The organism is Lederbergia citri (assembly GCF_018343625.1).
Classification (GTDB): domain Bacteria; phylum Bacillota; class Bacilli; order Bacillales; family Bacillaceae_C; genus Lederbergia; species Lederbergia citri.
Genome location: NZ_JAGYPG010000001.1, coordinates 602,372 through 625,758, shown reverse-complemented (window position 1 = coordinate 625,758; position 23,387 = coordinate 602,372). Strand labels below are relative to the sequence as shown.

Genomic DNA, 23,387 nt, shown 5'->3' with positions numbered 1-23,387 from the left:
ATATTTCCTGCATATTGCCATAAAAAAAGAGAGGAAATTTTAGTTCCTCCCTTTTAGAAAATTATTGTTCTAATAATTTTTCCACTTTGCTAACTACATTTTCAACCGTGAATCCATATTCTTCAATCACTTTTTCACCTGGTGCAGAAGCTCCAAATTTATCGATTGCTAAAGTATCTCCTTCATCACCAGTATATCTCTCCCAACCGAATGATGAACCCATCTCTATAGCTAATCGTTTTTTAACAGATTTCGGGAGAACCGATTCTTTGTATTCTTTTGTTTGTGCTTCAAATCGATCCCATGAAGGCATACTCACAACTGACACATTGATTCCTTTTTGGGCAAGGGATTTTTGTGCCTCTACCGCTAGATTCACTTCAGATCCCGTTGCAAGTAAAAGTGCGTCTGCTTTGCCTTCAGTCGGCGAAATAACGTAGGCGCCTTTTTCTACTCCTTCTTTCGCATTTTTAGAAGTTCTAGGCAATGTTGGCAAATTTTGACGAGTTAAAATCAATGCAGTTGGTTTGTGACTTGACTCGATTGCTAGGCGCCAAGCTTCTGCTGTCTCATTTGCATCTGCTGGTCTAATGATCGATAAACCAGGCATAGCTCGTAAGGATGCAAGCTGTTCAATTGGTTCATGTGTAGGACCATCTTCACCAACGGCGATGCTATCATGTGTTAATACATATGTGACTGGAAGTTCCATTAAAGCTGCAAGGCGAATAGCAGGACGTAAATAATCAGAGAAAACAAAAAATGTTCCACCGTAAACTTTCAGACCACCATGTAGAGCAATTCCATTCATAGCGGCTGCCATACCAAATTCCCTTACGCCAAACCAAATATTTTTACCTGAAAAGTTTTCGGCGCTTAAATCTGTTTCACCTTTGATCATTGTATAATTGGAGCCGGCCAAATCTGCAGCTCCGCCAAATAAATGTGGGAAGTTTTTCGCGATACCATTCAAAGCTTCGTTGCTTGACTTCCTCGTTGCAAGGCTAGTGCCTTCTTCGAATACAGGAAGATCTTTATCCCAACCTTCTGGTAGTTTTCCGGATATTGACGTTTCAAGTTGTGAAGCTAGTTCTGGATGGTCATTCCTATACTTAGAAAATAGGGTTTCCCATGCAGCTTCCTTATCTTTACCATTTTGAATAGCCGTTTTTTCAAAAACGTCATAGACTTCAGATGGAACGTAAAAATCCTCCTCAAAAGTCCACTTATAATATTCCTTAGTCAGCTTCATTTCATCTTCACCAAGAGGAGCACCATGAACAGCTGATTTTCCAGATTTATTTGGTGAGCCATATCCAATAATTGTTTTTACTTCAATTAAGCTTGGTTTCGAAGTCTCTGCTTTTGCCGCTTCAATTGCTTTGGCAATTTCCTCCATATTGTTTCCGTCTTCAACCTTAATATAATGCCAGCCATAAGCTTTGAAACGTTCACCTACATTCTCAGAAAATGATTTATCCAACTCTCCATCAAGCGTAATATCGTTGGAATCATATAATAAAATCATTTTTCCAAGCTGTAGATGACCAGCAAGTGATGCGGCTTCTGAAGCTACGCCCTCCATCAAATCTCCGTCGCCACATAATGCATATGTATAATGGTCGACAACATTATAATGATCTTTATTATAAATCGCCGCTAAATGTTTTTCAGCCATAGCCATACCAACAGCCATTGCAATCCCTTGACCTAAAGGTCCTGTAGTTGCTTCTACACCTGGAGTATAGCCATATTCCGGATGTCCTGGTGTTCTGCTTCCCCATTGACGGAAGTTCTTTAAATCTTCAATTTCGACTCCATATCCTGATAAATGGAGCAAACTATACAACAACATAGAACCGTGACCAGCGGAAAGAACAAATCTATCGCGATTAAACCACGCAGGATTTTTAGGGTTATGGTTCATAAAACGTGTCCATAAAGTATATGCCATTGGTGCAGCACCCATTGGTAAACCAGGATGACCAGAATTGGCCTTTTCAATAGCATCAATGGAAAGAGTTCTAATTGTGTTCACTGCCAGTTGATCTACTTTTTCAAACATTGACAACAACCTTTCTATCTAAATTTACATATATCTATAATAATGATAAATGTTTGATTAAACAACTATTATTAAAAAATTGAGAAAGTTGCACTTATCGCTACACATTTTAAGAAAAAGCTCAAGCGGATTGAAGATGAAAGAAGGCTAAGGACGCAACGTCCTGTTACAGGCAAGACATTGCCGTCCTGTAGCTTCGCCTACACATATATACATCGCAACGCATTCCTGACCAACATCCTGCATCCCTCCGACAAGCAAATGTTCGGATACATAATTTTGAAACGTAACCAATTATTTGACCTGAGGGCTAGACGCTTGAGTTATACATTTCATAAAAAAGATTAGTGAAGTTTTTTCCTTGCTTGGATTTCTTTTACTTTATCCGGAGTTACATCTTCACCAGTTACATCAAATACTCGTACATTTTCAATTGTATTCCGCATGGAAGAACGAAAGGTTTTTAAGTATTCAGAGCGCAAACTTGTTTGTTCCTTTGCTTCTTTTTGGGTAAGACCTTGTTCTTTCGCTTTTTTGGCTAATTGATTTATTCTTAAAAGTTTTTCTTTTGACAGCATTAAAAAAACTCCTTATTTAAAGGTTTATTATTTTAGGCTTGATAACCTAAGATTAGCATTATGGTACTAAAAAAAGGGCGAGACTACAAATCATCTGCCCTTTTCGAACTATTTTCACTATGTACAGCATACTCTTTATATCTTCTATGAACAGTAGCTTTAGATACGTCGTAACCAAAGCCTCTCATCGTAGCTGCGATTTCACTGAAAGTCAGTCCATTATTCCTTAACCTGATAATTTCTTGTAAAGGGACCTCTTTTCTTTCCCTTCCTTCAATATTCCCTCTTCTTTTTAAATTCTTTTCTGGACGATATCCTCTTTCGATTGCTTTTTTCATGCCGCGCTTAATTTTAATATTATGTAATTTTCTTTGATACTCTTCCACCATGCTAACTATATTCAAAATCATAGAATCAGTTTCGGACAGTTGCAATTCCCCATTATGTGAAAGATTATATAAAATAACTTTTTCTTTAAATAGTGTGTGTAGTAGTGCAATTTTTGCATTTCCTCTTCCTAGTCTTGTTTCATCTTGAATCAATACTGCATCAATATCATCAGATTTAATTTTCTCTAGCAATGTCATAATGCCTGGCCTATTAAGGTCGTACCCGCTTGATTGATCGCATATAACCGATGCGACTTCAAATCCCCAAGTCTTAGCTGCAGCAAGCAACTCTTCTTCTTGTCTACGTAGTGATGTTTCCTGTGTTTCTTTTTCCGTACTGACTCTGCAATAAATAATTGCTTTCATGTACTCACTGCCTCATTTCTCTTTAAATGCATATTCAACCTTATCATTTGTAAATTTTATATTAGATCCGGAAATGACGAGTAGATCTCCACTTTTGATTGAAGTCGTTTTTAATTGATTTTCCTTCTCTAATAGTTTCATAAAATCAGTCGTGCTCATACCAAAACGTTCACTATTTTTTTGAGAGATGGACCATAGTGTATCTCCTTTTTGAACGGTAATGACGAGATCTGTATGATTCTTTTCAGTACCGCTAAATAATATATAAAATCCCATTAATATTGTAATAATGAAAAATAGAATTGCATAAGAGTATTTCTTCCATAATGAAACCATATATATTACCTTCTTTCGAATGTGCGTTCTTATTTACAATTGATTGTAATACGAACGGATGTTTGTTGTCAACTAAAATTCGAACTTATGTTTGTATACATAGGTAGTCCATGATATAATGAGGTTAAGTTATTATTGAGATAAGGGAGAGTGACAATAATTGATAAAATTATCGAAAAGACAACAAGATATTCTTGACTTTATAAAGCTTGAAGTTAGATCAAAAGGGTATCCACCTTCCGTTCGTGAAATAGGGGAAGCTGTAGGACTAGCCTCTAGTTCTACTGTTCACGGGCATCTTGCTCGACTTGAGAATAAAGGATTAATTCGACGTGATCCTACAAAGCCTAGAGCGATAGAAATCATTCAGCCTGAAGAAGATTCTATTCCTCGTCAAAAAACAGTCAATGTACCATTAGTTGGTAAAGTAACAGCAGGTTTGCCGATTTCTGCAATTGAAAATATTGAAGAATACTTTCCTCTCCCTGAACAACTTGCACCAGCAGACGATCATGTGTTTATGCTAGAAATTGTTGGTGAAAGTATGATTGAAGCAGGTATATTAGATGGCGATTATGTAATCGTACGCCAACAAAGTACAGCAAATAATGGTGAAATCGTAGTAGCTATGACAGATGAAAATGAAGCAACTGTAAAAAGATTTTTTAAAGAAAAAGATTATTTCCGCCTTCAGCCGGAAAATTCGAATATGGAACCGATTATTTTACGAGAGGTTTCTATATTAGGAAAAGTGATTGGACTGTATAGACAAGTAATACATTAATTGTAGAAAAATAGAGCCAGAGTTTTTGGCTCTATTTATTTTTACTAGCTTCCACTGCTTCTCCCCAATAATAATCACTGATTACTTCAGCAAGAGCATCCACTGTTCTATTTAGTTCCTCGAGAGTATTATCAATACCACCAATTTCTACTACTAAATTATGCTCAAATAAATCTTGGTTGTAGATGCCATTTCCTTCAGCTTTCGATTTATCATAGACCCCTCTAGAAATACCAGGATATTTCTTTTCAAGCAATTTATGCAGTTTAGATGCAAATTCAAAATTTTTCCCATAGTTCGGATGTGCCGTGCCAACGACGAAATATAATTTTGCGTATGGCTTTCCATTTATTTCTTTTGTCGTAACATTTTTTCTAGCTGAATCTCGATGAATATCAAACATTAGTTGAAGTTGTTTGTTTTGTCCCATTGCTTCTACAACACTTTCCCTTGCAACTGTATAGGATTGATAATATTTCATTCCTCTTTTCAAGAGCTTTTCTTGGACATCTGACGTATCTACCAAAGTTTTAATTCCTTTTTCTTGAAGCTTTTCCCCTAACCTTTTTCCTAGGATCGTCACATTTTTTTCTTTACTTGATGGATTATTAGATTCTGGAAGTAGTGGAAGAAACGATTCCCACGTATGTGTATGGTAAATAAAGGCGATATAATCATTTGTTAACTCTTTCTTTTCCTCATTAGGTAAAGTTTCCGGTTCATCTGTTACATTCTCTAGTCCAAAATCTTGGGGAGGAGGTGATTCAATCGGTAGATTTGTAAAATCTGTCCCTTGGCCAGCAATAAGGATTTTCGGGCTTGATGCGTGCAACCCAGGAATCTCTGTAAATAAAAATGTTTTCATATCAGCAAGATTAATATTAGTTAATATTTCTAATGCTGCTTTTCCAAGTGATCTATCAGGTTGAGTTGGCAATATGGAATGAAGCGAGTGATTTTCTATGGACATGATGTAAAGAAACGAATCTGTTCGAGATGATTCGGTTCCTCCTAAGGAGAACGAACTAATTTTCAGACTAGAAAAAGCAATTACGGAAATAATAAAAAATACAGCTATAACTGATAGTGAGGATCTTGCCGCAAATTTAATCATCGTCTCATCCTTTTATGAATTGTAACTACACTTCATTTATATGAAAAAAATAATAGACTATGAATAAAAATGGAAAAAAAATGATAGAAGAAAAAATGTTGGTAATAAAGGAAAGACAATAAAAATTAAAGGCAAATTGGTCGTAAGGGGAAAGGACAAGAAGTTTACTAGAATATGGCTACTAACGCTAAATGTATTTCATAAAACAAAATCAAAATGTATAGTTTTTTGGCAAGCAAAAAAACCTTGTGGCTCTAATTAACCACAAGGTTTTTAAAATGATATATCAACCGGTATTAACCAATCCTGCTGCTACTCCATTAATCGTAAGCAGTACTTCCGTAACGAGATCATCTGATGGATTTTCAGTTTCTCGTAATTTCTTAATGAGATCCACTTGTAAAAAGTTTAAAGGATCTACATAAGGATTGCGTCGATGGACGGATTCTTGAATATTTGGCGTATGGGCCAATAATTCTTCGTTACCAGAGATTTGCAAAAGAACTTTTCTCGTTGTGTAATATTCATCAGAGATATTTTCAAATATCCGTTTTGCAATCGCTGGATCCTCAACTAAACTTAAATATTCTTTCGCAGTAGCCATATCTGCTTTCATTAATGCCATTTGCAAATTATTAATTGTAGATCTAAAGAATGGCCAATGTTTATACATCGTTTGCAGCAATTCAAGATTCGACTCATTTAGATTTAAGAATGATTCGAGACCTGTACCCGCCGCATACCACGCAGGAATCATTTGCCTTGATTGTGTCCAAGCAAAAACCCAAGGAATCGCACGGAGATCTTCAAAGCGTTGACTATTTTTTCTACTCATTGGTCTTGAACCAATATTTAAAGCTCCTATCTCCTTTAATGGAGTAGCCTGATTAAAGTAAGTTAAGAAGTCATTATCTCCAAATACGAGAGATTGGTATTTTTCCAATGCATGCTTTGAGATTTCCTCCATCGCAATTTCCCATTCTTTTTTGCGTAAATATGCATGATCGTTTGCAGATGCAACTTTTGAACAAGCTTCTAGCAAGGCAGATGCCGCCTGTTCTAAATTACGATATGCAATATCTCCCAATAAGTATCTGGAAGAAAGAACTTCTCCTTGCTCAGTAATTTTTACGCCATCACCAAGCGTTTCAACAGGCTGAGATAGAATACTTGTATTTAAGGAGCCGCCACCACGACCAAGAGAACCGCCACGACCGTGGAAGAATTTCAAACGAATATTAAACTCTCTTGCCATATTATGAATTTCTTGTTGAGCTTTAAACAGCTTCCAATTCGCCGTTAATGTACCGCCATCTTTACTTCCGTCGGAGTAACCGAGCATAATTTCCTGGTGATTTCCGCGCTTAACTAAGTGATTGCGATAAACATCCATTTCAAACAATGATTTTAATATTTTTGGTCCTGCAACTAAATCATCGATTGTTTCTAGCAGCGGAGCGACATGCAGATCACTTTCCAATCTACCGTCTGAGAAAAGGCGATAAATTCCTGCTTCTTTTGCTAATAAAAGAACTTCCAATAAATCACTTGCAGATTGGGTCATACTAATTAAGTAAACCTCTATAGAACGTTTACCGAATTCCACATGAGCTTTTCTAATAAGTTTAAAGACATTCAATATCGACAGCGTTTCTTTGGAATAGCCCTCTTCTAGCAAAAGTAGAGGCCTTGGATCACTTAAAACTTTCTTAAGGATAGCTATCTTCTCTTCTTCCGGAAGTTCAGAATAATTTTCCGTAATATTAACCGCTTTTAATAATTCATTTACAGCCGCTTCATGTTCACCGCTATGATTTCTTATATCTAAAGTAGCTAAGTGGAAACCAAACAATTGAACTTGCCTAATTAATTTTCTAATCGTTTTCAGCTTTCTATCAGCTGGTTGGTGACTTTCAGCGCTTTCTCTTATTTGAACTAAATCGTTTAATAGTTCATCTGAATTTTTATATCCAAGTTCCGATTTTCCAACTTCATGGAGTCTTTTTAAAATAATTGCAAATTTTCTTCGATAGACTTCAGATTCAATTGGCCATCTTTCATCTTCAGTTAAGTATTTCGGTTCTTCTCGTTCAACAGATGCTATTAATTCATCGCTGACTTGGATTCGTTCGGTGGATTGACTAAATCTTTTCATCAATTCATTGATTGATTCATTATATTTCTTTAAAACAAGACTTCGCTGCATTTGCAAAGTTTCCCAAGTAATCTCTGGAGTTACGTTTGGATTCCCATCACGGTCTCCACCAATCCATGATCCAAAACGAAGAAAGTTAGGTACTTTCCAATGAAAATCCGGGTTATTATTTTGTAGTTGCAATTCTAGTTCTTGATGTACGGAAGGCAATGTATCAAATAAAGTTTCATCGAAATAATAAAGACCATTTTTTACTTCATCTAAAACTTTTGGCTTTCTATGTCGTAACTCATCTGTTTGCCACAAAGCCGTTACTTCATTAAATAAACTATCCTCATAGTTCCTTCGTTCTTTCTTTGTCACCATCGGACTATCAAGTTTCTGTAGAATTGACGAAATTCTCTTTTGAATTTCTAGTACGGTCCTTTTTGTCGCTTCAGTAGGATGTGCCGTAATGATTAGTTCTATCGATAAATCATTTAAAACTTGTTGAAGCTCCTCATTCGATAGATTTAATTCTTTTACTTTGGAAACTGCATTTTCCAATGAAAAGGGTTGTCCGCCTACATCTGACAGCTGGTAATCTCTTCTACGACGTATTCTATGATTTTGTTCAGCTATATTAATGAGATGGAAATAAATAGAGAAAGCCCTGATAACATGCTGACGAGTGGGTGGCTCAAGTCTACTGATCATATTTTTTAATTCTGAATAAGTTTTTTCATCATACTGTTTTCGCAAGCTCTTTGTTAATTCACGTATGTCTTCAACTTTATTAAAAAGTTCTATACCGCCGTGATGAACTAATATTTCGCCTAGGATATTGCCTAGCTTTTTTACATCACTTCGCAATTGAGCGTTATGATCAACTGTGTTGTTCATATTATCTCCTCCTCTTCCCAAAACACGACAATTCAAATTCATTTCTAAAATCCATTAATAAAGGATTTAATAAAACCAAAGACAGTTTATCTCCCCAAGGGGTATAAACTGTCCCTGCCAGATGGATTATGTACCACTTGAAAGTACATAATATTTTATCATACGTAATTCTGCATATCAAATGATACCTGTCGATATTTACAGAAAAATAGGCAGTTAATTTCGGAGCTAATTTCAATTAATACATACTCATATACTGTTCCCTTTCCCAAGGGTGGACTTGCGTACGGAATATGTTTTACGATGACTTATAGTATTTTTGTTTATCCATTTACTTTATATAATGAAGTTTCAAGTTTATTCTTGTCAAACACTTTTATCTCTTATAAAAAATATCGGGGTAAATTTTTTGGTGTTAATTTATCTCATTAAAAGTTAATACCTCCATACTGCAACCTCTTCCGATGAAAGATTAAAGGATCGGCTGCAGCTGATGATTATTTTTAATATCTTTCCACATCTACTTTCTGGGTAAACAAAAAAAGCACCTCTTTAGATGCTGTAAATATATTTTACTTATCTTTTGAACAATCTTCGCAGAAACCCGTCAAGACATTTTCATTTTATAGAGGACCGCCACATTCACGACAAGGTGATATGTTGCTTTTTGCTCCTATTGACTAATTATATTTTCCTGAAAATATTTTATTATTTCCTCTGCAACAATTTTATTACCCAATTCATTGTAGTGGATATTGTCGAACCAACCTTCATTAACTGTTTTTGCTTTATCCTCTGTAGCTCCCCAAATTTTTGACGTTCTGATGCGTGTATCCCAAATACCATTCTCTTTCCATTCTTTTTTAAATCTATCATTAACATCTATTAAGTCCAGATTTAATTCTGTTGCCAATTTCCTTTTAATGTTGTCAAAAGAATCTATTACTTTGTTTCGATCAAAACTAAAATAATCTGGGTATGGAACATAAACGTTTGTCATCAAAATAGGGATTCCTTTTAATTCGTTTTGGATAATATTAATTAACTCTCTTGTATACTTTTCAAAGGTATATTCATTATAATATTTGCTATCATTTAAACCGAAGCAAATAATATAATAATCTCCATCTACCTTTTTCCAACCTTCACCTACCCATCTATCTTTTGTTTTTTCTCGCTTACCACTGGTTAAGATATCTGACGTGCTTCTCCCACCAATCCCGAAATTAGTTACTTTTATATCTAATTCTTTTTCAATAATGTTTGCCCATTTCTTAGTAGGTGTTTCGTCAAAATAGGAAATTCTTGTGTTGCTATCACCTAATAAAATCACACTTATTTGTTGACCATTTACTCCGTTTGAATTGTTAGTTGCTGCATCAACCTTAAAATTGTTAGGCGTCATCTTATTGTTCCAGAAAATGAAACTTATTACTAAAATGCATACGCAAAATAAAGATAAAAGTAATGTCCTGTTGTTTTTTTTCATTTTATTCCCCCTGCATTTTATCATACAAAACATTACTTTATTTTCCAATATTTTCTTGATATTTTAGTGTTTTATTAAGCAATCAATTCAAATTTATTACTGAATAACCGTATCGATTTGCGATATTAAAAGTAACCCCTTCAGTATCAACTATCATTTAGTAAAGTTTTCACTGTCAATAATGGTTACAGACTTATCGATAAAGTCATTCAACTTCACATTTACACCTTTAACAGATTGATGGTAATCGATAAAAACATAAGCATCCTTTTTATCCCTAACTATTTTTGCATTTGTTGCTGGTGTAGGACAAATAGCTTCTATACCCAAAGAAAACTCTACGTTATACACATGCTATCCTACAGAAGCAGTGTAGATATGAAATACATTCAAGAATGTTTAGTTCATGAAAGTATGCAAATAACAGCAGATGTTTATTCTCACGTTTCCAAAAAATCGATAAAATAAATGCTGCCCGATTTAATGAAAACATGGACAGCATTTCATAGTAATTATTTTTTTTACTCATTTTTTGGGGTGAATTCGGAGTGTTAGGTAATATTACAATTAACTGTACGACTCACCCCGAACCTAAACCTTATATACCAAGGTTAATACATCCTCATGTACTGTTCCCTTTCCCAAGGGTGGACTTGGGTACGGAACATATCCCATTCAATTTCTTTCGCCTCGACAAAATTCTCAAAAATATGTTTGCCTAGACCGGCTTTAATGACCTCATCTTGTTTTAGCTGTTCGAGCGCTTCGTGAAGATTTGACGGAAGATCGATAACCCCTTCTTCCATTCTTTCATCTTTATTCATGTTATATATATTTTTATCAACAGAGTGCGGTGGGGTTAATTGATCTTCAATCCCGCTCAATCCCGCTTTTAATAACACCGCCATTGCAAGATACGGATTTGCTGTAGGATCCACACTTCGAACTTCTATACGTGTACTTAAACCCCTTGATGATGGAATTCTCACAAGCGGACTCCTATTTTGTGCAGACCATGCTATATAACATGGGGCTTCATATCCCGGCACTAGCCTTTTATAGGAATTGACAGTTGGATTTGTAATGGCTGTAAAACCTGGTGCATGTTTAAGAACTCCGGCTAAAAACTGATAAGCCGTTTCACTCATTTTCAACTCACCATTTTCATCGAAAAATGCATTTTCTCCATTTTTAAATAAAGACATATTAAAATGCATTCCTGATCCCGCTACACCAAATAAAGGCTTTGGCATAAAGGTTGCATGCAAACCATGTTTTCTGGCGATTGTTTTAACTACGAGTTTAAATGTTTGGATTTGGTCACAAGCTTTTACAGCATCCGCATATTTAAAATCTATTTCATGTTGTCCAGGTGCTTCTTCGTGATGAGATGCTTCTATTTCAAATCCCATTTCCTCTAATTCCAACACGATGTCACGGCGACAGTTTTCACCAAGATCCGTTGGAGCAAGGTCAAAATAACCGCCGTTATCATTCAAATCTAACGTAGGATCGCCATTTTCGTCTAACTTGAATAGAAAGAACTCAGGTTCTGGTCCTAGATTAAAATTAGAAAAACCGAATCTTTCCATTTCCTTTAATACTCTTTTTAAATTGCTGCGAGGATCCCCTGGAAATGGTTTTAAATCAGAACCATATACGTCACAAATCAATCGAGCCACTTTTCCACCTTTTTCTGCAGTCCACGGAAAAATAACCCATGTATCTAGATCAGGATAAAGATACATATCAGATTCTTCAATTCTAACAAATCCTTCAATTGATGATCCGTCAAACATCATTTTATTATCCAATGCTTTTTCCAACTGACTGATCGGAATTTCTACGTTTTTTACGGTGCCTAAAATATCCGTAAATTGCAGCCTAATAAACTTCACGTTTTGTTCTTCTGATAGTTGTAATATACTTTCTTTTGTATACATGCCCATTTTTCCCAGTATCCTCCTAATTGATGAACGTAGTCCATCGTAAAAAATGTACTTAAAAATTTTACAAAAAAAATCTAAAAAAAGACAGCATTTTTTTGCTGTCTTTACTATATATTCCTTATTTAAGATGGATTAAACCTTTTTCGATCAAACGATTTAACGCCATCGTAATGGCAATTTTTACATGTGCATACGTTAATCCACCTTGAACATAAGCTGTATATGGAGGTCTAATGGGGCCATCGGCTGATAATTCGATGCTGGCACCTTGAATAAATGCCCCTGCCGCCATTATGACATCATCTTCATAGCCCGGCATATAACTTGGGTATGGCGTTACATATGAGTCTACTGGTGATGCGTATTGAATGGCTTGACAAAATTCAATCATCATTTGCTCATTATCGAATTGGACAGACTGAATTAAATCCGTTCGTTTTGCATCCCATTTTGGCAACGTAGATAACCCTACTCTCTCCAGCAAAGCGGATGTAAAAACAGCACCTTTTAACGCTTGGCCTGTTATATGAGGAGCTAAGAAAAAGCCTTGATACATTTCAAGTAAACTATATAATGAAGCCCCTGCTTCGGATCCGATACCCGGAGACGTCATACGGTAGGAACAAGCTTCCACCCATTTTTTCTTTCCTACTATATATCCACCTGTTTTAACAATTCCGCCGCCCGGATTTTTAATAAGCGAGCCTGCCATTAAATCAGCACCTACATGGCATGGTTCAAAATCCTCGACAAATTCTCCATAGCAGTTATCAACGAAAACAATTACATCAGGGTTTATCTCTTTCACGAATTGAACCATTTCTTTAATGTTTTCAATCGTGAATGAAGGTCTATTAGCATAGCCTTTTGAACGTTGGATGCCGATTACTTTTGTGTTTGGCTTCATCGCATTCCTAACCGCCGAGAAATCAATTTCCCCTGTTTCCGTTAGCTCGACGCAGCTATAACCAATTCCAAATTCCTTTAAAGATCCATTGTTTTCTCCACGAATACCGACTATCTCTTCTAACGTATCATATGGCTTACCTGTAATATATAAAAGTTCGTCTCCTGGACGTAATACTCCAAACAAAGCAATGGAAATGGCATGCGTTCCAGAAATAATTTGCGGTCGCACTAATCCCGCTTCCGCTCCAAACACGTCTGCATATATTTTTTCCAATGCATCTCTGCCGATATCCCCATAGCCGTAGCCTGTTGAAGGGGTAAAATAAGTATCACTTACCCGATTGTCTTGGAAGCTTTTTAACACTCTGTATTGGTTGATCTCGATCATCCGGTCAATTTCCCGATGGATTGGTAAAATTTGATTTTCTATTTCTTCAATGATGGATTGTAATTCATTGCTATAATGTAATCTATGATTCATGTTGCAATACCCCTTTAAAGCTCAAATAATTTTAAAGATCCCATTACTGGATGATCTTTATGCACATACCCTTTGCACTTATAAGCCTGATCTTCCTCAAGAAATATAAGTTCACGTAAAATTGTATCATTTTTTAATACCGATAGAAGCCTTCCTTCATTGGATGGAATGACAACTTGATAGTAATGCATACTTAAAACAGCCATGTCTTCAATTTTTTTCTTTAAGTGATTTCGATCATTTTCATCAAAGGCACTCATAATAATATACTCACCGGAACTAGGAACAAAATCAGAATGAGTTTCATCTGCTTTATTGTATACGGTAAGTTGAGGTAACTGATCCATTTCTAATTCCTTCAAAAGCCTTTGAACGGTTTTTTCATGGTTTGTGTAATCAGGGTTGGAACTGTCAACTACATGAAGTAATAAATCAGCGCCTTTTACCTCTTCTAAAGTCGACCGGAAGGCGGCAATTAATGAAGTAGGCAAATCCTGAATAAACCCGACTGTATCCGTTATGATTGTAGAATAACCACTTGGAAGAACGAGTTTTCTTGTCATTGGATCTAGAGTAGCAAATAATTGGTTTTCTTCAAGGGATTCCGCCGTTGAAAGACGATTGAACAATGTTGATTTTCCCGCATTTGTATAACCGACAATAGCAATTTGGAATGCCTTATTTCGTTTTCTTCTTTCCCGATATCGCTCCCTCTGTTCCACGACGAGCTGCAATTGCTTTTTAATTTCATTAATTCTACGGCGAATATGGCGCCGATCCGTTTCAAGCTGAGTTTCTCCAGGACCCCTCGTACCAATTCCTCCACCCAGTCTCGAAAGAGCTGTTCCCTGTCCAGCTAATCTCGGCAATAAATACTGAAGCTGTGCATATTCAACTTGTAATTTACCCTCTCTAGAACGTGCCCTCTGTGCAAATATATCTAAAATAAGTTGCGTTCGATCTAAAACTCTCCCTTTTAAACTATTTTGCAGATTACGAAGCTGGCTAGGAGTCAATTCATCGTTAATAATAATAAGATCGGCCTCAAGCTCCGTTTCTAATTGTTGTAGTTCTTCTAATTTTCCTTTGCCAATATACGTAGCAGGATGCGACCTGTCGAGTTTTTGGGAAAGGGTGGCAATGGTCTTACCTTGGGCCGTAGCCACTAAAGAATCAAGCTCTGCCATTGAATATGTAAATCGATCATCATTTTCTTGAAGTTGGCAGCCGACAAGAATTGCCTTTTCTACATTGTTTTCCTGCAAGAAAATCCCTACTTTCTTTCAATTGCCCTAGCCTCATCATATCAAAATGTATTATAGAAAACGAATCAAAAAAACAAAAGCGAAGCGCCTGATCAGCGACGTCCTGTTGCTGAGGCAAAAAAGTCGCTCTTTGACTTTATTTCCGCTGGATTATGACCGCGAGAGATTGAAGCCTGCAGCTAGACACTTGGCGAGCGCGTACGAATAAACCGAAAGTTTGATAGGCGCTGGCTGCTTGAGCTAGACGGGAACTATATTCTTAAAAGCTCACAACAAAGTTTCAATCTATATTTTCTTGGAATAAGAAAGGCTGTTCTAAAAAGAAAGAACAGCTGAATTTATATCATATTGGTCTCAGGAAAAATAAAATCTTCGCTTATGAGAGATGATAAAGCCGTTCGTTCTAAATGATGTTCATTAAGAAGCCGCATTGCTTGTGCTCGTATTGCTTTTTCAATGACATTGCGCACATAACGGCCATTTGAAAAGGTATCGCCTTTTATCCCTCTAACATATAATAGATGATCTTTTAATTTTGTCTCCGCGTCCTTACTGATCGTATATTCTTTTTCATCGAGCATTCTTTTCCCGATTTCCATTAATTCGTTCACTGTATAATCTGGAAAGTGAAAAACGAGTGGAAATCGTGATTGTAGTCCAGGGTTTAAACTAAGAAAATAATCCATTTCTCTAGAATATCCGGCAAGAATTAAAATAAATTCATTTTGTTTGTCTTCCATATGCTTAACTAATGTATCTATCGCTTCTTTTCCAAAATCTTTTTCACCACCGCGACCAAGTGAGTAAGCCTCATCAACAAAGAGAATTCCCCCTGTTGCTTTTTTAATGAGATCTCTCGTTTTTTGGGCGGTATGGCCAATATATTCTCCGACGAGATCAGCGCGTTCCGCTTCAATTAGATGTCCTTTCGGAAGGACATCCATTTTTTGAAATAACTTGCCGATTAACCGTGCCACAGTTGTTTTTCCAGTCCCAGGATTTCCTTTAAACATCATATGAAGGACTTGCTGACCTGCTTTTAAGCCAGCTTCTTCTCTCTTTTTATTGATATATATCCATGCATAAACTTCTTTCATCATTTTTTTTATTTGTTCCATTCCAACGAGCGTATTCATTTCATTTTCAATTTCGTTTAAAACTGCATGTTCATGTGATAATGGTTTAGACGGTATCGGTTTATTTTGAACTTTTATTTTTTCTCTTTTGTTTACGTTTAACATGATGCTGATTTGACCATTATTTTTCATACGTATTGGCTCACTCATCCCCATCACCTCACATTCAAAACCAGTATACGCCCAGAAATGAGATTGGTTCCATTTTTTATTTTTTGCTCATCTAAACTATGTATGTTGATTGGCGCTTCAGACACTTGCTTTCCGCGGGTAACGAAAGGCGAATGGCGCCTGATTAAAAAAGAAAGACTAAGGGCTTAACGTACTGTTGCAGGCTCAGTCAGAGACGTCCTGTCGCTTTACATCCTTGTACGTTACAACGCCTTCCTGACTGCATCCAACCGCCCATTGACAAGCAAATGTTCTGAGTGAAAAAAGTCCGTTTTATGACTATTAATTACACGGGTTTATGACCTCGAGAGTCTGGCTCCTTACAGCTAAACATCAATCGGGAGCCTCATCGGAGCATGTTCGCCTGTAGTGCTCCGGTACTCTTTTTCCCGCAGGATTCTCACGCCATCAGCTCCAACAACTTAGTTGTAAACTCAAGTCCTATCCAATAAAGGGAGCCAAACTATGCGTTCTACATTATATTCAAGATGTGAATAGGAAATGAAATAAACCGCCAATTCTACTATTATGAACATCACATCATCAAAGTGATGTCCATTTTAAGTAGAAAAGACGGTTTCTTTTTACGAAATGGTATTACTCTTCATAATTGATTTGTACGTTCCGTTGAGGAGAAAAAGTAGAAATTGCATGTTTGAAAACAAGCTGCTGCTTGCCCTCGCTTTCAAACAATACAGTAAAATTATCAAAGCCCTTTACATTTCCTCGAAGCTGAAAACCGTTCAATAAGAAAACAGTTACAGGTACTGATTCCTTTCTTAGTTGATTAAGGAATTGATCTTGAATATTAATTGGCTGTTTCATCATTATGGCCTCCTCTTTTATCTCTATACTTATGTATTCGATTTTAATTGCAGCTTTCCTGCAATGAAATCAATAATCTCTCTTGTTTTTTTCAAGTGTTCCCTTTCTTCAGTCAAATCAAACCATGCTATATCCATTTTATTTCGAAACCAAGTAAATTGTCTTTTTGCGTAATGACGTGTGTTCTTTTTTAAAAGAATGATCGCTTCGTCTAAAGATACTTTTCCATCTAAATAATCGTAAATTTCCTTATATCCGATTGCCTTTACAGATTGAGCATCTCTGGAAATGCCATTTTTATAAAAATGTTCGACTTCAGACAAAAGACCTTCTTCCATCATCATGTCTACCCTTTTATTAATTCTTTCGTATAATATTTCTCTATCCATTGTCAGTCCAACTAAAGCTGTATTATATAAAATGGTCTTCTTTTGTTCACTTTGCAAATCCGTCATTGTCTTGCCAGTCTGCTCAAAAATCTCTATAGCTCTTATCACTCTTCTTACATTATTCGGATGAATTTTTCGAGCGCTCTCTGGATCAATGGATTCAAGTTTTTTATGAAGTTCCAATGGTGTTTTGTCTTGCAAATTTATCTGTGGGCGATCACTTTCACTTTCGGAAAAATGATAGTCGAATATAACCGACTGGATATAGAGGCCGGTACCACCTACTATGATTGGTAGTGCATTGCGATTCGTAATCTCAGTAATTTTTTCCCTTACTAATGTTTGAAATTCAGCCACAGAAAAAGTTTCGTCTGGTTCTTTAATATCGATAAGATGGTGGGGTATTCCTTCCATTTCTTCAGTTGTGATTTTTGCAGTGCCAATATCCATTCCTTTGTACACTTGCATGGAATCTCCACTTATAATCTCACCATTAAAACGTTTTGCGATTTCTATACTTAATTTTGTTTTTCCTACTGCTGTAGGGCCTACGATAACGACTAATTTTTGCATTTCTATGCCAACCTCTTCATCATGACTTTTACATACGCATCAGCCTTATCTTACCAATTTCTATTTAAACTTGAAAGCTTGCAGTCGTCAATGCATGATTCAACTCTTCTTCATATTCATTAAACTGATGATCATTCCATTGATATATGTCTGCCATAATATCTAAAACATGCTGTTTCCACTTTTCGATTTCATCGATATTAAAATATAGCCATCCAGTTCTTCTAATGAAGAAATCGACTGGTTTTATCGTCATTTCATAATGAATTGCATACATCAAGCGAGCATAAATGATTGGTGGCAACTGTTTTCCTTCCTCAATAAATGAATAAACATCCTCCACATTTGAACCGTAAAAAGTGGAAAGCTGAACCACTTCGTCTTCCGTAAGACCAAAGGTTTTTGCCTTTTCCTTTTGGTGATTAATAAATGCATCTAGCTTTTCTGAACCACCAACTTTTCCTCCTGAGATTGGCAACGATTTTGTTTTTGAAGGTCCATAGTGACTCGAACCTTTTTTGTTAAGTTCATTGGCAATAAGAGTGACGGTCGTCTCGGCCATTTTTCTGTAGCCTGTCAATTTACCACCGGCAATTGTAATAAGCCCGCTCTCTGAAACCCATATTTCATCTTTTCGAGAAATTTCAGATGGATTTTTTCCGTCTTCGTATATCAGTGGCCTGAGACCAGCCCAACTTGATTCGATGTCTGTATGAACAACGTGAAGCGTTGGAAACATATATTGAATACATTCTATTAAATAATTAATATCTTCTTTAAGGGGCTTCGGATTTTCTATATCCCCATCGTAAAAAGTATCGGTTGTTCCCACATATGTTTTTCTGCCACGTGGAATGGCAAAGATCATTCTTCCATCAGGTGCATCAAAATAAACAGCTTGTTTTAAAGGAAAGATAGATTGATCAAATACAATGTGCACTCCTTTTGATAGCTGTAAATGTTTCCCTTCTTTAGAGTGGTCGAGAGTTCGCAATTGATCGACCCATGGACCTGTTGCATTAATAATAATTTTCGCTCGAATAGTATATTCTTTACCAGAAACTAAATCCTTAATCTCAGCTCCACTTACTTTTCCTTGTTCATCATAAAGGAGCTTTTCGACTTTTGCATAATTCATCAAGTCAGCACCATGCTCACTTGCAGCTTTAATGACTTCTATTGTAAGTCTAGCATCATCTGTACGATATTCTACGTAGTAACCACCGCCTAATAATCCCTCTTTTTTGATCAGCGGTTCCTTCGCTAATGTTTCTTCACTGGATAAAATGGTCCTGCGTTCATCTTTTTTAACTCTTGCTAAAAAATCGTATACTTTCAATCCAATTGAAGTCGTGAACTTTCCAAATGTGCCTTTTTCATAGAAAGGAAGGAGCATCCATTCCGGAGTCGTCACATGTGGACCATTTTCATATACTATTGCTCTTTCTTTTCCGAGATCGGAAACTTCTTTTATTTCAAGTTGTTTTAAATATCGCAACCCGCCATGGACTAGTTTTGTTGAACGACTGGACGTTCCTGCAGCAAAATCTTGCATTTCAACGAGTGCTGTATTCATTCCTCTCGTTGCCGCGTCGAATGCGATTCCTGCTCCTGTTATACCACCGCCAATGACTAATACATCGTACTGTGTTTTCGCTAATTGATCTAATTGCTTTTCCCTATTAAGTCCTGATAATTTATTCACATTCATCCTTCCTTTCAAATGAATTGTGGATGAAAGCATTACTTAACGCTTAAAATGTGTGGCAGCTTTAACAGCTATTTCCCAGCCAGCGTATAAATCAGCTGCAGCTTCCGCATCCATTTTTGGTTGGAAACATTGATCCAACTTCCACTTTTCAGTAATTTCCTCTTTATTTTCCCAGAACCCAACAGCTAAACCTGCTAAATATGCTGAACCAAGAGCTGTCGTTTCATTAATCTCTGGTCGCTCTACAGCTGTTCTCAAAAGATCACTTTGGAACTGCATTAAAAAATTATTCGATACAGCCCCACCATCAACGCGCAAAGTCTTTAAAGATATACCCGAGTCTGCTTCCATCGCCATTAATACGTCTTTCGTTTGATAGGCTAATGACTCTAATGTGGCTCTTATAAAATGCTCTTTCGATGTACCTCGTGTTAGCCCAAAAACCGCACCTCTTACATCACTGTCCCAATAAGGTGTACCTAGACCGACAAATGCAGGCACAACATAAACTCCATCAGAGGAATCGACATTTAATGCGTATTGTTCACTTTCTTTAGCTTCTCTGATTATTCTCAAACCATCTCGCAGCCACTGAATCGCTGAACCTGCAACAAAAATGCTACCTTCTAATGCATATTCAACTTTTCCATCTAAGCCCCACGCTATCGTCGTCAATAATCCATTTTCAGAAACGACAGGTTCTTCTCCAGTATTCATTAACATGAAACAACCTGTTCCATAAGTGTTTTTCGCCATCCCTTTTTCAAAGCATGCTTGACCAAATAAAGCTGATTGTTGATCACCCGCAATACCTGCTATTGGAATTTTTTGGCCAAAAAAATGATATGTTGCAGTATGAGCATATATTTCCGATGATGGCCGCACTTCGGGAAGCATGATTTTGGGAACATCCAATAAATTCAATAATTCTTCGTCCCATTTAAGGTCAAAAATATTATACATTAACGTTCTGCTGGCATTGGAGTAATCAGTCACGTGAGCAGCTCCACCTGACAGCTTCCAAATAATCCACGTATCGATTGTTCCAAATAAAAGATTTCCTTCGTTTGCTTTTTCTCGTGCCCCATCAACGTTGTCAAGAATCCATTTTACTTTTGTTCCAGAAAAATAAGGATCAATGAGCAGCCCAGTTTTTTTTCTAAAGACTTCATCTAAGTTTCTTTCTTTCAAACTTTTACAGATTTTTTCAGTTTGCCTTGACTGCCATACGATGGCACGATAGATCGGCTTTCCTGTTTCTTTATCCCATACAACAGCTGTTTCACGCTGATTTGTTATTCCAATCCCTGCTACTTGGCTTGGTTTAACTCCAGCTTCTGTTAAGCAAGTGGCAATTACAGACAAGACAGATCCCCATATTTCATTCGCGTCATGCTCGACCCAACCAGGATGCGGAAAAAATTGAGTGAATTCTTTCTGAGAAATATGCTTTATTTTTCCTTCTTTAGTAAATAAAATAGCTCTTGTACTCGTTGTCCCTTGATCAAGTGACAATATGTATTTCTCCACCCAGCACCCACTCCTATCATCGTTTAGAATACTATTAGTATAACAAAATTAGGTAATTTATGTTTATATTTACTTTTTGTTTACATAACAATATTATTGTATATTTAATAAAAAAAGACCTTTTAAAGGTCTTTTAAGTCAATATAATAATATTCCTATAGAAACAAATATGACAACAAGAATAAGAACAATATAAATCCATGATAGGGATTTTATATTCACACTGATTGATTTCGATTCATATTCGTGAGATCTTGCAATTTCGTTCTCAAGTGTGTCTCCTTCTGTTTCATATTCTTTCATTTTTGCACTAATATCTTTTCCAACGAGCAATGTTCCAACAAGTGCAGCAATACAAGTAAAAATTACTGCAATAATTAAAAATGTTGTCAACTCTTCTCCACCTTTTACATAATTCTCTTAAACATTTTTTCTATTTCATTTGTTGAAAAATGAATGATGATTGGCCGTCCGTGCGGGCACGTAAATGGATCTTCTGTTCTGCGTAATTCATTTAGTAAAGCTTGTATTTCATCATTTCGCAAATATCGATTCGCTTTTATGGAAGCTTTACAGCTCATCATAATGGCTGCCTCTTCCATTATTTTTTTTATATCTATTTTTTTCATCGTCAATAGCTGTTCTATCATTTCCTCAATTATTTCAGCTTCCTGACCTTTCGGAAACCAGCTCGGATGGGATCTGATCATATAGCTATTCATACCGAAATCTTCTAAGAAAATTCCAATCTGTTCTAATTCCTGCTTGTATTCTTGTATTTTAATAATTTCATCCCGGGAAAACTCTAAGTGTAAGGGGACAAGCATTTCTTGTACTTCTTTATCGACTTCTCCCACTTTTTCTCGGTAAAATTCATACTTAATTCTTTCCTGTGCAGCGTGCTGGTCAATCATATAAAAACCTTGATCGTTTTGAGCAAATATATAAGTACCATGCATTTGTCCAATTGGATATAGCGGAGGAATTCTATTATTGTCCTTTTGAGGAGGACTCTCTATTATTGGTTCCTCTACCTCGATACTGTCTTCAATGTAAGCTTCATTAGCAATAAACCCTGGAGAAATCTTCTTTTCTGCAGGCTCGTATAATTTTTTCATTTCTTCCGTTGGTAATAACGTTTCTTTGTTATATTGCTGCACTTTAGGTTGATTCGGAGTTTTGAAAGTATTTTTTTCAGTAATTTGACTGTTATCCAATTCTAACGTCGTTTGTTCTGAAATAGGTATTGTTCTTTTGATTGATTGAAGATTACTTGACGGTATCAATTCTCGCTTTTTAAAGGCTTCTTTTATTGTTGTAGTAATTAGCTCATTTAGCTCCGTTTCTTTACTTAGCCGCACTTCCATTTTTGCAGGATGGACATTTACATCTACAAGAATCGGATCCATTTCTATTGATAATAAAACGATAGGAAAGCGATTGATAGGCAAGAGTGTATGGTAGCCTTCCAACACTGCTTTAATAAGCGAGTAATTTTTTATAAATCTTCCGTTTAACATCGTAGATAAGTAGTTTCGCGATGCACGTGTGACCTCCGGCAAAGATATGAATCCGGAGACTTTAAAATCTAGGGACTCCGCTTGAACTGGAATCATCTTTTTAGCTATTGATAATCCGTAAATGGCTGCCAGAACTTGACGGACATCTCCATTTCCATTCGTATGAAGTAAAAGCCGTTCATTATGGCGTAATCTGATGGATACCTCTGGATGGGCCAAAGCAATACGATTTACAATATCAGATATATGACCAATTTCAGTATGAATTGTTTTTAAATATTTTAAGCGAGCAGGTGTATTAAAAAATAAATTTGTAACTGAAATATCGGTTCCTTTTCGAGAAGCTGCCTTTTCATGAAGGACCAGCTTGCCGCCTTCAAGAATTACTTTTGTTCCATCTTGACCTGCTTTTGCCGACATTAATTGTAGATTAGACACGGAGGCAATACTTGGCAGTGCTTCTCCTCTAAACCCGAGTGTTCTAATTCGGAACAAATCATTTTCATCTTTTATTTTGCTTGTGGCATGTCTTTTGAAAGCTAGAAGTGCATCTTCTTCACTTATGCCATTTCCATTATCTATTACTCTGATTTTGCTTAAGCCTGCTTCCTCTATATCTATTTCTATTACTGTACTTTTTGCATCAATAGAATTTTCGAGCAATTCCTTAACGACAGAGGCTGGGCGCTCCACTACTTCACCCGCCGCGATTTTATTAGATAAAGAATCATTTAATTCTATTATTTCGTGCATGGCCCACCCTCTCCTTC

At 36.4% G+C, this 23,387-nt stretch carries 19 protein-coding genes and 1 pseudogene; 2 read left to right on the top strand and 18 right to left on the bottom strand.

The annotated features are described in order from the left end of the window. Window positions 1-61 precede the first annotated feature (61 nt). The 4 genes from tkt to yneA all read right to left on the bottom strand — a co-directional run bounded on the left by tkt (window position 62) and on the right by yneA (window position 3,734). Window positions 62-2,065: a transketolase gene (gene tkt, locus KHA97_RS03225; RefSeq protein WP_213123308.1), complete on the bottom strand. Its 2,004-nt coding sequence runs from the start codon at window positions 2,063-2,065 to the stop codon at window positions 62-64. 344 nt (window positions 2,066-2,409) lie between these two features. Next, on the bottom strand, window positions 2,410-2,643 hold the full coding sequence (locus KHA97_RS03220; RefSeq protein WP_213123307.1) for a DUF896 domain-containing protein: 234 nt from the start codon (window positions 2,641-2,643) through the stop codon (window positions 2,410-2,412). 83 nt (window positions 2,644-2,726) lie between these two features. Continuing rightward, window positions 2,727-3,398, bottom strand: a complete 672-nt coding sequence (locus KHA97_RS03215) for a YneB family resolvase-like protein (protein ID WP_213123306.1) — start codon at window positions 3,396-3,398, stop codon at window positions 2,727-2,729. A gap of 12 nt (window positions 3,399-3,410) precedes the next feature. Then, window positions 3,411-3,734 (bottom strand): cell division suppressor protein YneA, encoded by a 324-nt coding sequence (yneA, locus tag KHA97_RS03210; protein WP_213123305.1) that lies wholly within the window; start codon window positions 3,732-3,734, stop codon window positions 3,411-3,413. Window positions 3,735-3,894: 160 nt separating this feature from the next. On the opposite strand from yneA, the gene lexA reads away from it, so the two are divergent. Beyond that, window positions 3,895-4,518, top strand: a complete 624-nt coding sequence (lexA, locus tag KHA97_RS03205) for a transcriptional repressor LexA (RefSeq protein ID WP_213123304.1) — start codon at window positions 3,895-3,897, stop codon at window positions 4,516-4,518. Window positions 4,519-4,549: 31 nt separating this feature from the next. On the opposite strand, the gene spoIIP is transcribed toward lexA, so the two are convergent. The 4 genes from spoIIP to KHA97_RS03185 form a co-directional block, all read right to left on the bottom strand. Beyond that, entirely contained in the window at window positions 4,550-5,632 is a 1,083-nt protein-coding gene (spoIIP, locus tag KHA97_RS03200) for a stage II sporulation protein P (RefSeq protein ID WP_213123303.1), read from the bottom strand. Between the two features lie 286 nt (window positions 5,633-5,918). Beyond that, the gene (gene ppc / locus KHA97_RS03195; protein ID WP_213123302.1) at window positions 5,919-8,669 is read right to left on the bottom strand and encodes a phosphoenolpyruvate carboxylase; all 2,751 of its coding nucleotides are present in this window, start codon (window positions 8,667-8,669) and stop codon (window positions 5,919-5,921) included. A gap of 673 nt (window positions 8,670-9,342) precedes the next feature. Then, window positions 9,343-10,158 carry an SGNH/GDSL hydrolase family protein gene (locus KHA97_RS03190; RefSeq protein WP_213123301.1) on the bottom strand — a complete coding sequence of 272 codons (816 nt, stop codon included), beginning with the start codon at window positions 10,156-10,158 and terminating at the stop codon, window positions 9,343-9,345. A gap of 153 nt (window positions 10,159-10,311) precedes the next feature. After that, window positions 10,312-10,509, bottom strand: coding sequence for a hypothetical protein (locus KHA97_RS03185; protein WP_213123300.1), 198 nt, complete (start codon window positions 10,507-10,509; stop codon window positions 10,312-10,314). Between KHA97_RS03185 and KHA97_RS24710 the strand changes: the two are divergent. Further along, window positions 10,485-10,626: pseudogene (locus tag KHA97_RS24710) on the top strand (site-specific integrase); the annotation flags it as partial. The gene KHA97_RS03185 and the pseudogene KHA97_RS24710 sit on opposite strands and share 25 nt — an antisense overlap. 143 nt (window positions 10,627-10,769) lie before the next feature. On the opposite strand, the gene glnA reads toward KHA97_RS24710, so the two are convergent. The 10 genes from glnA to mutL all read right to left on the bottom strand — a co-directional run bounded on the left by glnA (window position 10,770) and on the right by mutL (window position 23,370). Further along, a complete protein-coding gene (gene glnA / locus KHA97_RS03180) occupies window positions 10,770-12,107 on the bottom strand; it encodes a type I glutamate--ammonia ligase (RefSeq protein WP_213123299.1) in 1,338 nt (445 codons plus the stop codon). A gap of 118 nt (window positions 12,108-12,225) precedes the next feature. Beyond that, window positions 12,226-13,497 (bottom strand): methionine gamma-lyase family protein, encoded by a 1,272-nt coding sequence (locus KHA97_RS03175; protein ID WP_213123298.1) that lies wholly within the window; start codon window positions 13,495-13,497, stop codon window positions 12,226-12,228. A 14-nt stretch (window positions 13,498-13,511) separates the two neighbouring features. Continuing rightward, entirely contained in the window at window positions 13,512-14,768 is a 1,257-nt protein-coding gene (hflX, locus tag KHA97_RS03170; RefSeq protein ID WP_213124287.1) for a GTPase HflX, read from the bottom strand. A gap of 332 nt (window positions 14,769-15,100) precedes the next feature. Further along, a complete protein-coding gene (gene spoVK / locus KHA97_RS03165; RefSeq protein WP_213123297.1) occupies window positions 15,101-16,048 on the bottom strand; it encodes a stage V sporulation protein K in 948 nt (315 codons plus the stop codon). Window positions 16,049-16,666: 618 nt separating this feature from the next. After that, window positions 16,667-16,894 (bottom strand): RNA chaperone Hfq, encoded by a 228-nt coding sequence (hfq, locus tag KHA97_RS03160; protein WP_213123296.1) that lies wholly within the window; start codon window positions 16,892-16,894, stop codon window positions 16,667-16,669. A 29-nt stretch (window positions 16,895-16,923) separates the two neighbouring features. Then, window positions 16,924-17,856: a tRNA (adenosine(37)-N6)-dimethylallyltransferase MiaA gene (miaA, locus tag KHA97_RS03155; RefSeq protein WP_213123295.1), complete on the bottom strand. Its 933-nt coding sequence runs from the start codon at window positions 17,854-17,856 to the stop codon at window positions 16,924-16,926. 64 nt (window positions 17,857-17,920) lie between these two features. Then, on the bottom strand, window positions 17,921-19,567 hold the full coding sequence (locus KHA97_RS03150; protein WP_213123294.1) for a glycerol-3-phosphate dehydrogenase/oxidase: 1,647 nt from the start codon (window positions 19,565-19,567) through the stop codon (window positions 17,921-17,923). Window positions 19,568-19,603: 36 nt separating this feature from the next. Beyond that, window positions 19,604-21,097 carry a glycerol kinase GlpK gene (gene glpK / locus KHA97_RS03145; protein ID WP_213123293.1) on the bottom strand — a complete coding sequence of 498 codons (1,494 nt, stop codon included), beginning with the start codon at window positions 21,095-21,097 and terminating at the stop codon, window positions 19,604-19,606. Window positions 21,098-21,235: 138 nt separating this feature from the next. Then, the gene (locus KHA97_RS03140) at window positions 21,236-21,490 is read right to left on the bottom strand and encodes a hypothetical protein (RefSeq protein ID WP_213123292.1); all 255 of its coding nucleotides are present in this window, start codon (window positions 21,488-21,490) and stop codon (window positions 21,236-21,238) included. Between the two features lie 14 nt (window positions 21,491-21,504). Further along, window positions 21,505-23,370 carry a DNA mismatch repair endonuclease MutL gene (gene mutL, locus KHA97_RS03135; protein ID WP_213123291.1) on the bottom strand — a complete coding sequence of 622 codons (1,866 nt, stop codon included), beginning with the start codon at window positions 23,368-23,370 and terminating at the stop codon, window positions 21,505-21,507. Between the last annotated feature and the right edge of the window lie 17 nt (window positions 23,371-23,387).

What these genes read in the sequence shown, in the direction of transcription:
- tkt (WP_213123308.1), bottom strand. Translation starts at nt 2,065, where the DNA reads ATGTTTGAAAAAGTAGATCAACTGGCAGTGAACACAATTAGAACTCTT.
- KHA97_RS03220 (WP_213123307.1), bottom strand. Translation starts at nt 2,643, where the DNA reads ATGCTGTCAAAAGAAAAACTTTTAAGAATAAATCAATTAGCCAAAAAA.
- KHA97_RS03215 (WP_213123306.1), bottom strand. Translation starts at nt 3,398, where the DNA reads ATGAAAGCAATTATTTATTGCAGAGTCAGTACGGAAAAAGAAACACAG.
- yneA (WP_213123305.1), bottom strand. Translation starts at nt 3,734, where the DNA reads ATGGTTTCATTATGGAAGAAATACTCTTATGCAATTCTATTTTTCATT.
- spoIIP (WP_213123303.1), bottom strand. Translation starts at nt 5,632, where the DNA reads ATGATTAAATTTGCGGCAAGATCCTCACTATCAGTTATAGCTGTATTT.
- ppc (WP_213123302.1), bottom strand. Translation starts at nt 8,669, where the DNA reads ATGAACAACACAGTTGATCATAACGCTCAATTGCGAAGTGATGTAAAA.
- KHA97_RS03190 (WP_213123301.1), bottom strand. Translation starts at nt 10,158, where the DNA reads ATGAAAAAAAACAACAGGACATTACTTTTATCTTTATTTTGCGTATGC.
- glnA (WP_213123299.1), bottom strand. Translation starts at nt 12,107, where the DNA reads ATGGGCATGTATACAAAAGAAAGTATATTACAACTATCAGAAGAACAA.
- KHA97_RS03175 (WP_213123298.1), bottom strand. Translation starts at nt 13,497, where the DNA reads ATGAATCATAGATTACATTATAGCAATGAATTACAATCCATCATTGAA.
- spoVK (WP_213123297.1), bottom strand. Translation starts at nt 16,048, where the DNA reads ATGAGTGAGCCAATACGTATGAAAAATAATGGTCAAATCAGCATCATG.
- hfq (WP_213123296.1), bottom strand. Translation starts at nt 16,894, where the DNA reads ATGAAACAGCCAATTAATATTCAAGATCAATTCCTTAATCAACTAAGA.
- miaA (WP_213123295.1), bottom strand. Translation starts at nt 17,856, where the DNA reads ATGCAAAAATTAGTCGTTATCGTAGGCCCTACAGCAGTAGGAAAAACA.
- KHA97_RS03150 (WP_213123294.1), bottom strand. Translation starts at nt 19,567, where the DNA reads ATGAATGTGAATAAATTATCAGGACTTAATAGGGAAAAGCAATTAGAT.
- mutL (WP_213123291.1), bottom strand. Translation starts at nt 23,370, where the DNA reads ATGCACGAAATAATAGAATTAAATGATTCTTTATCTAATAAAATCGCG.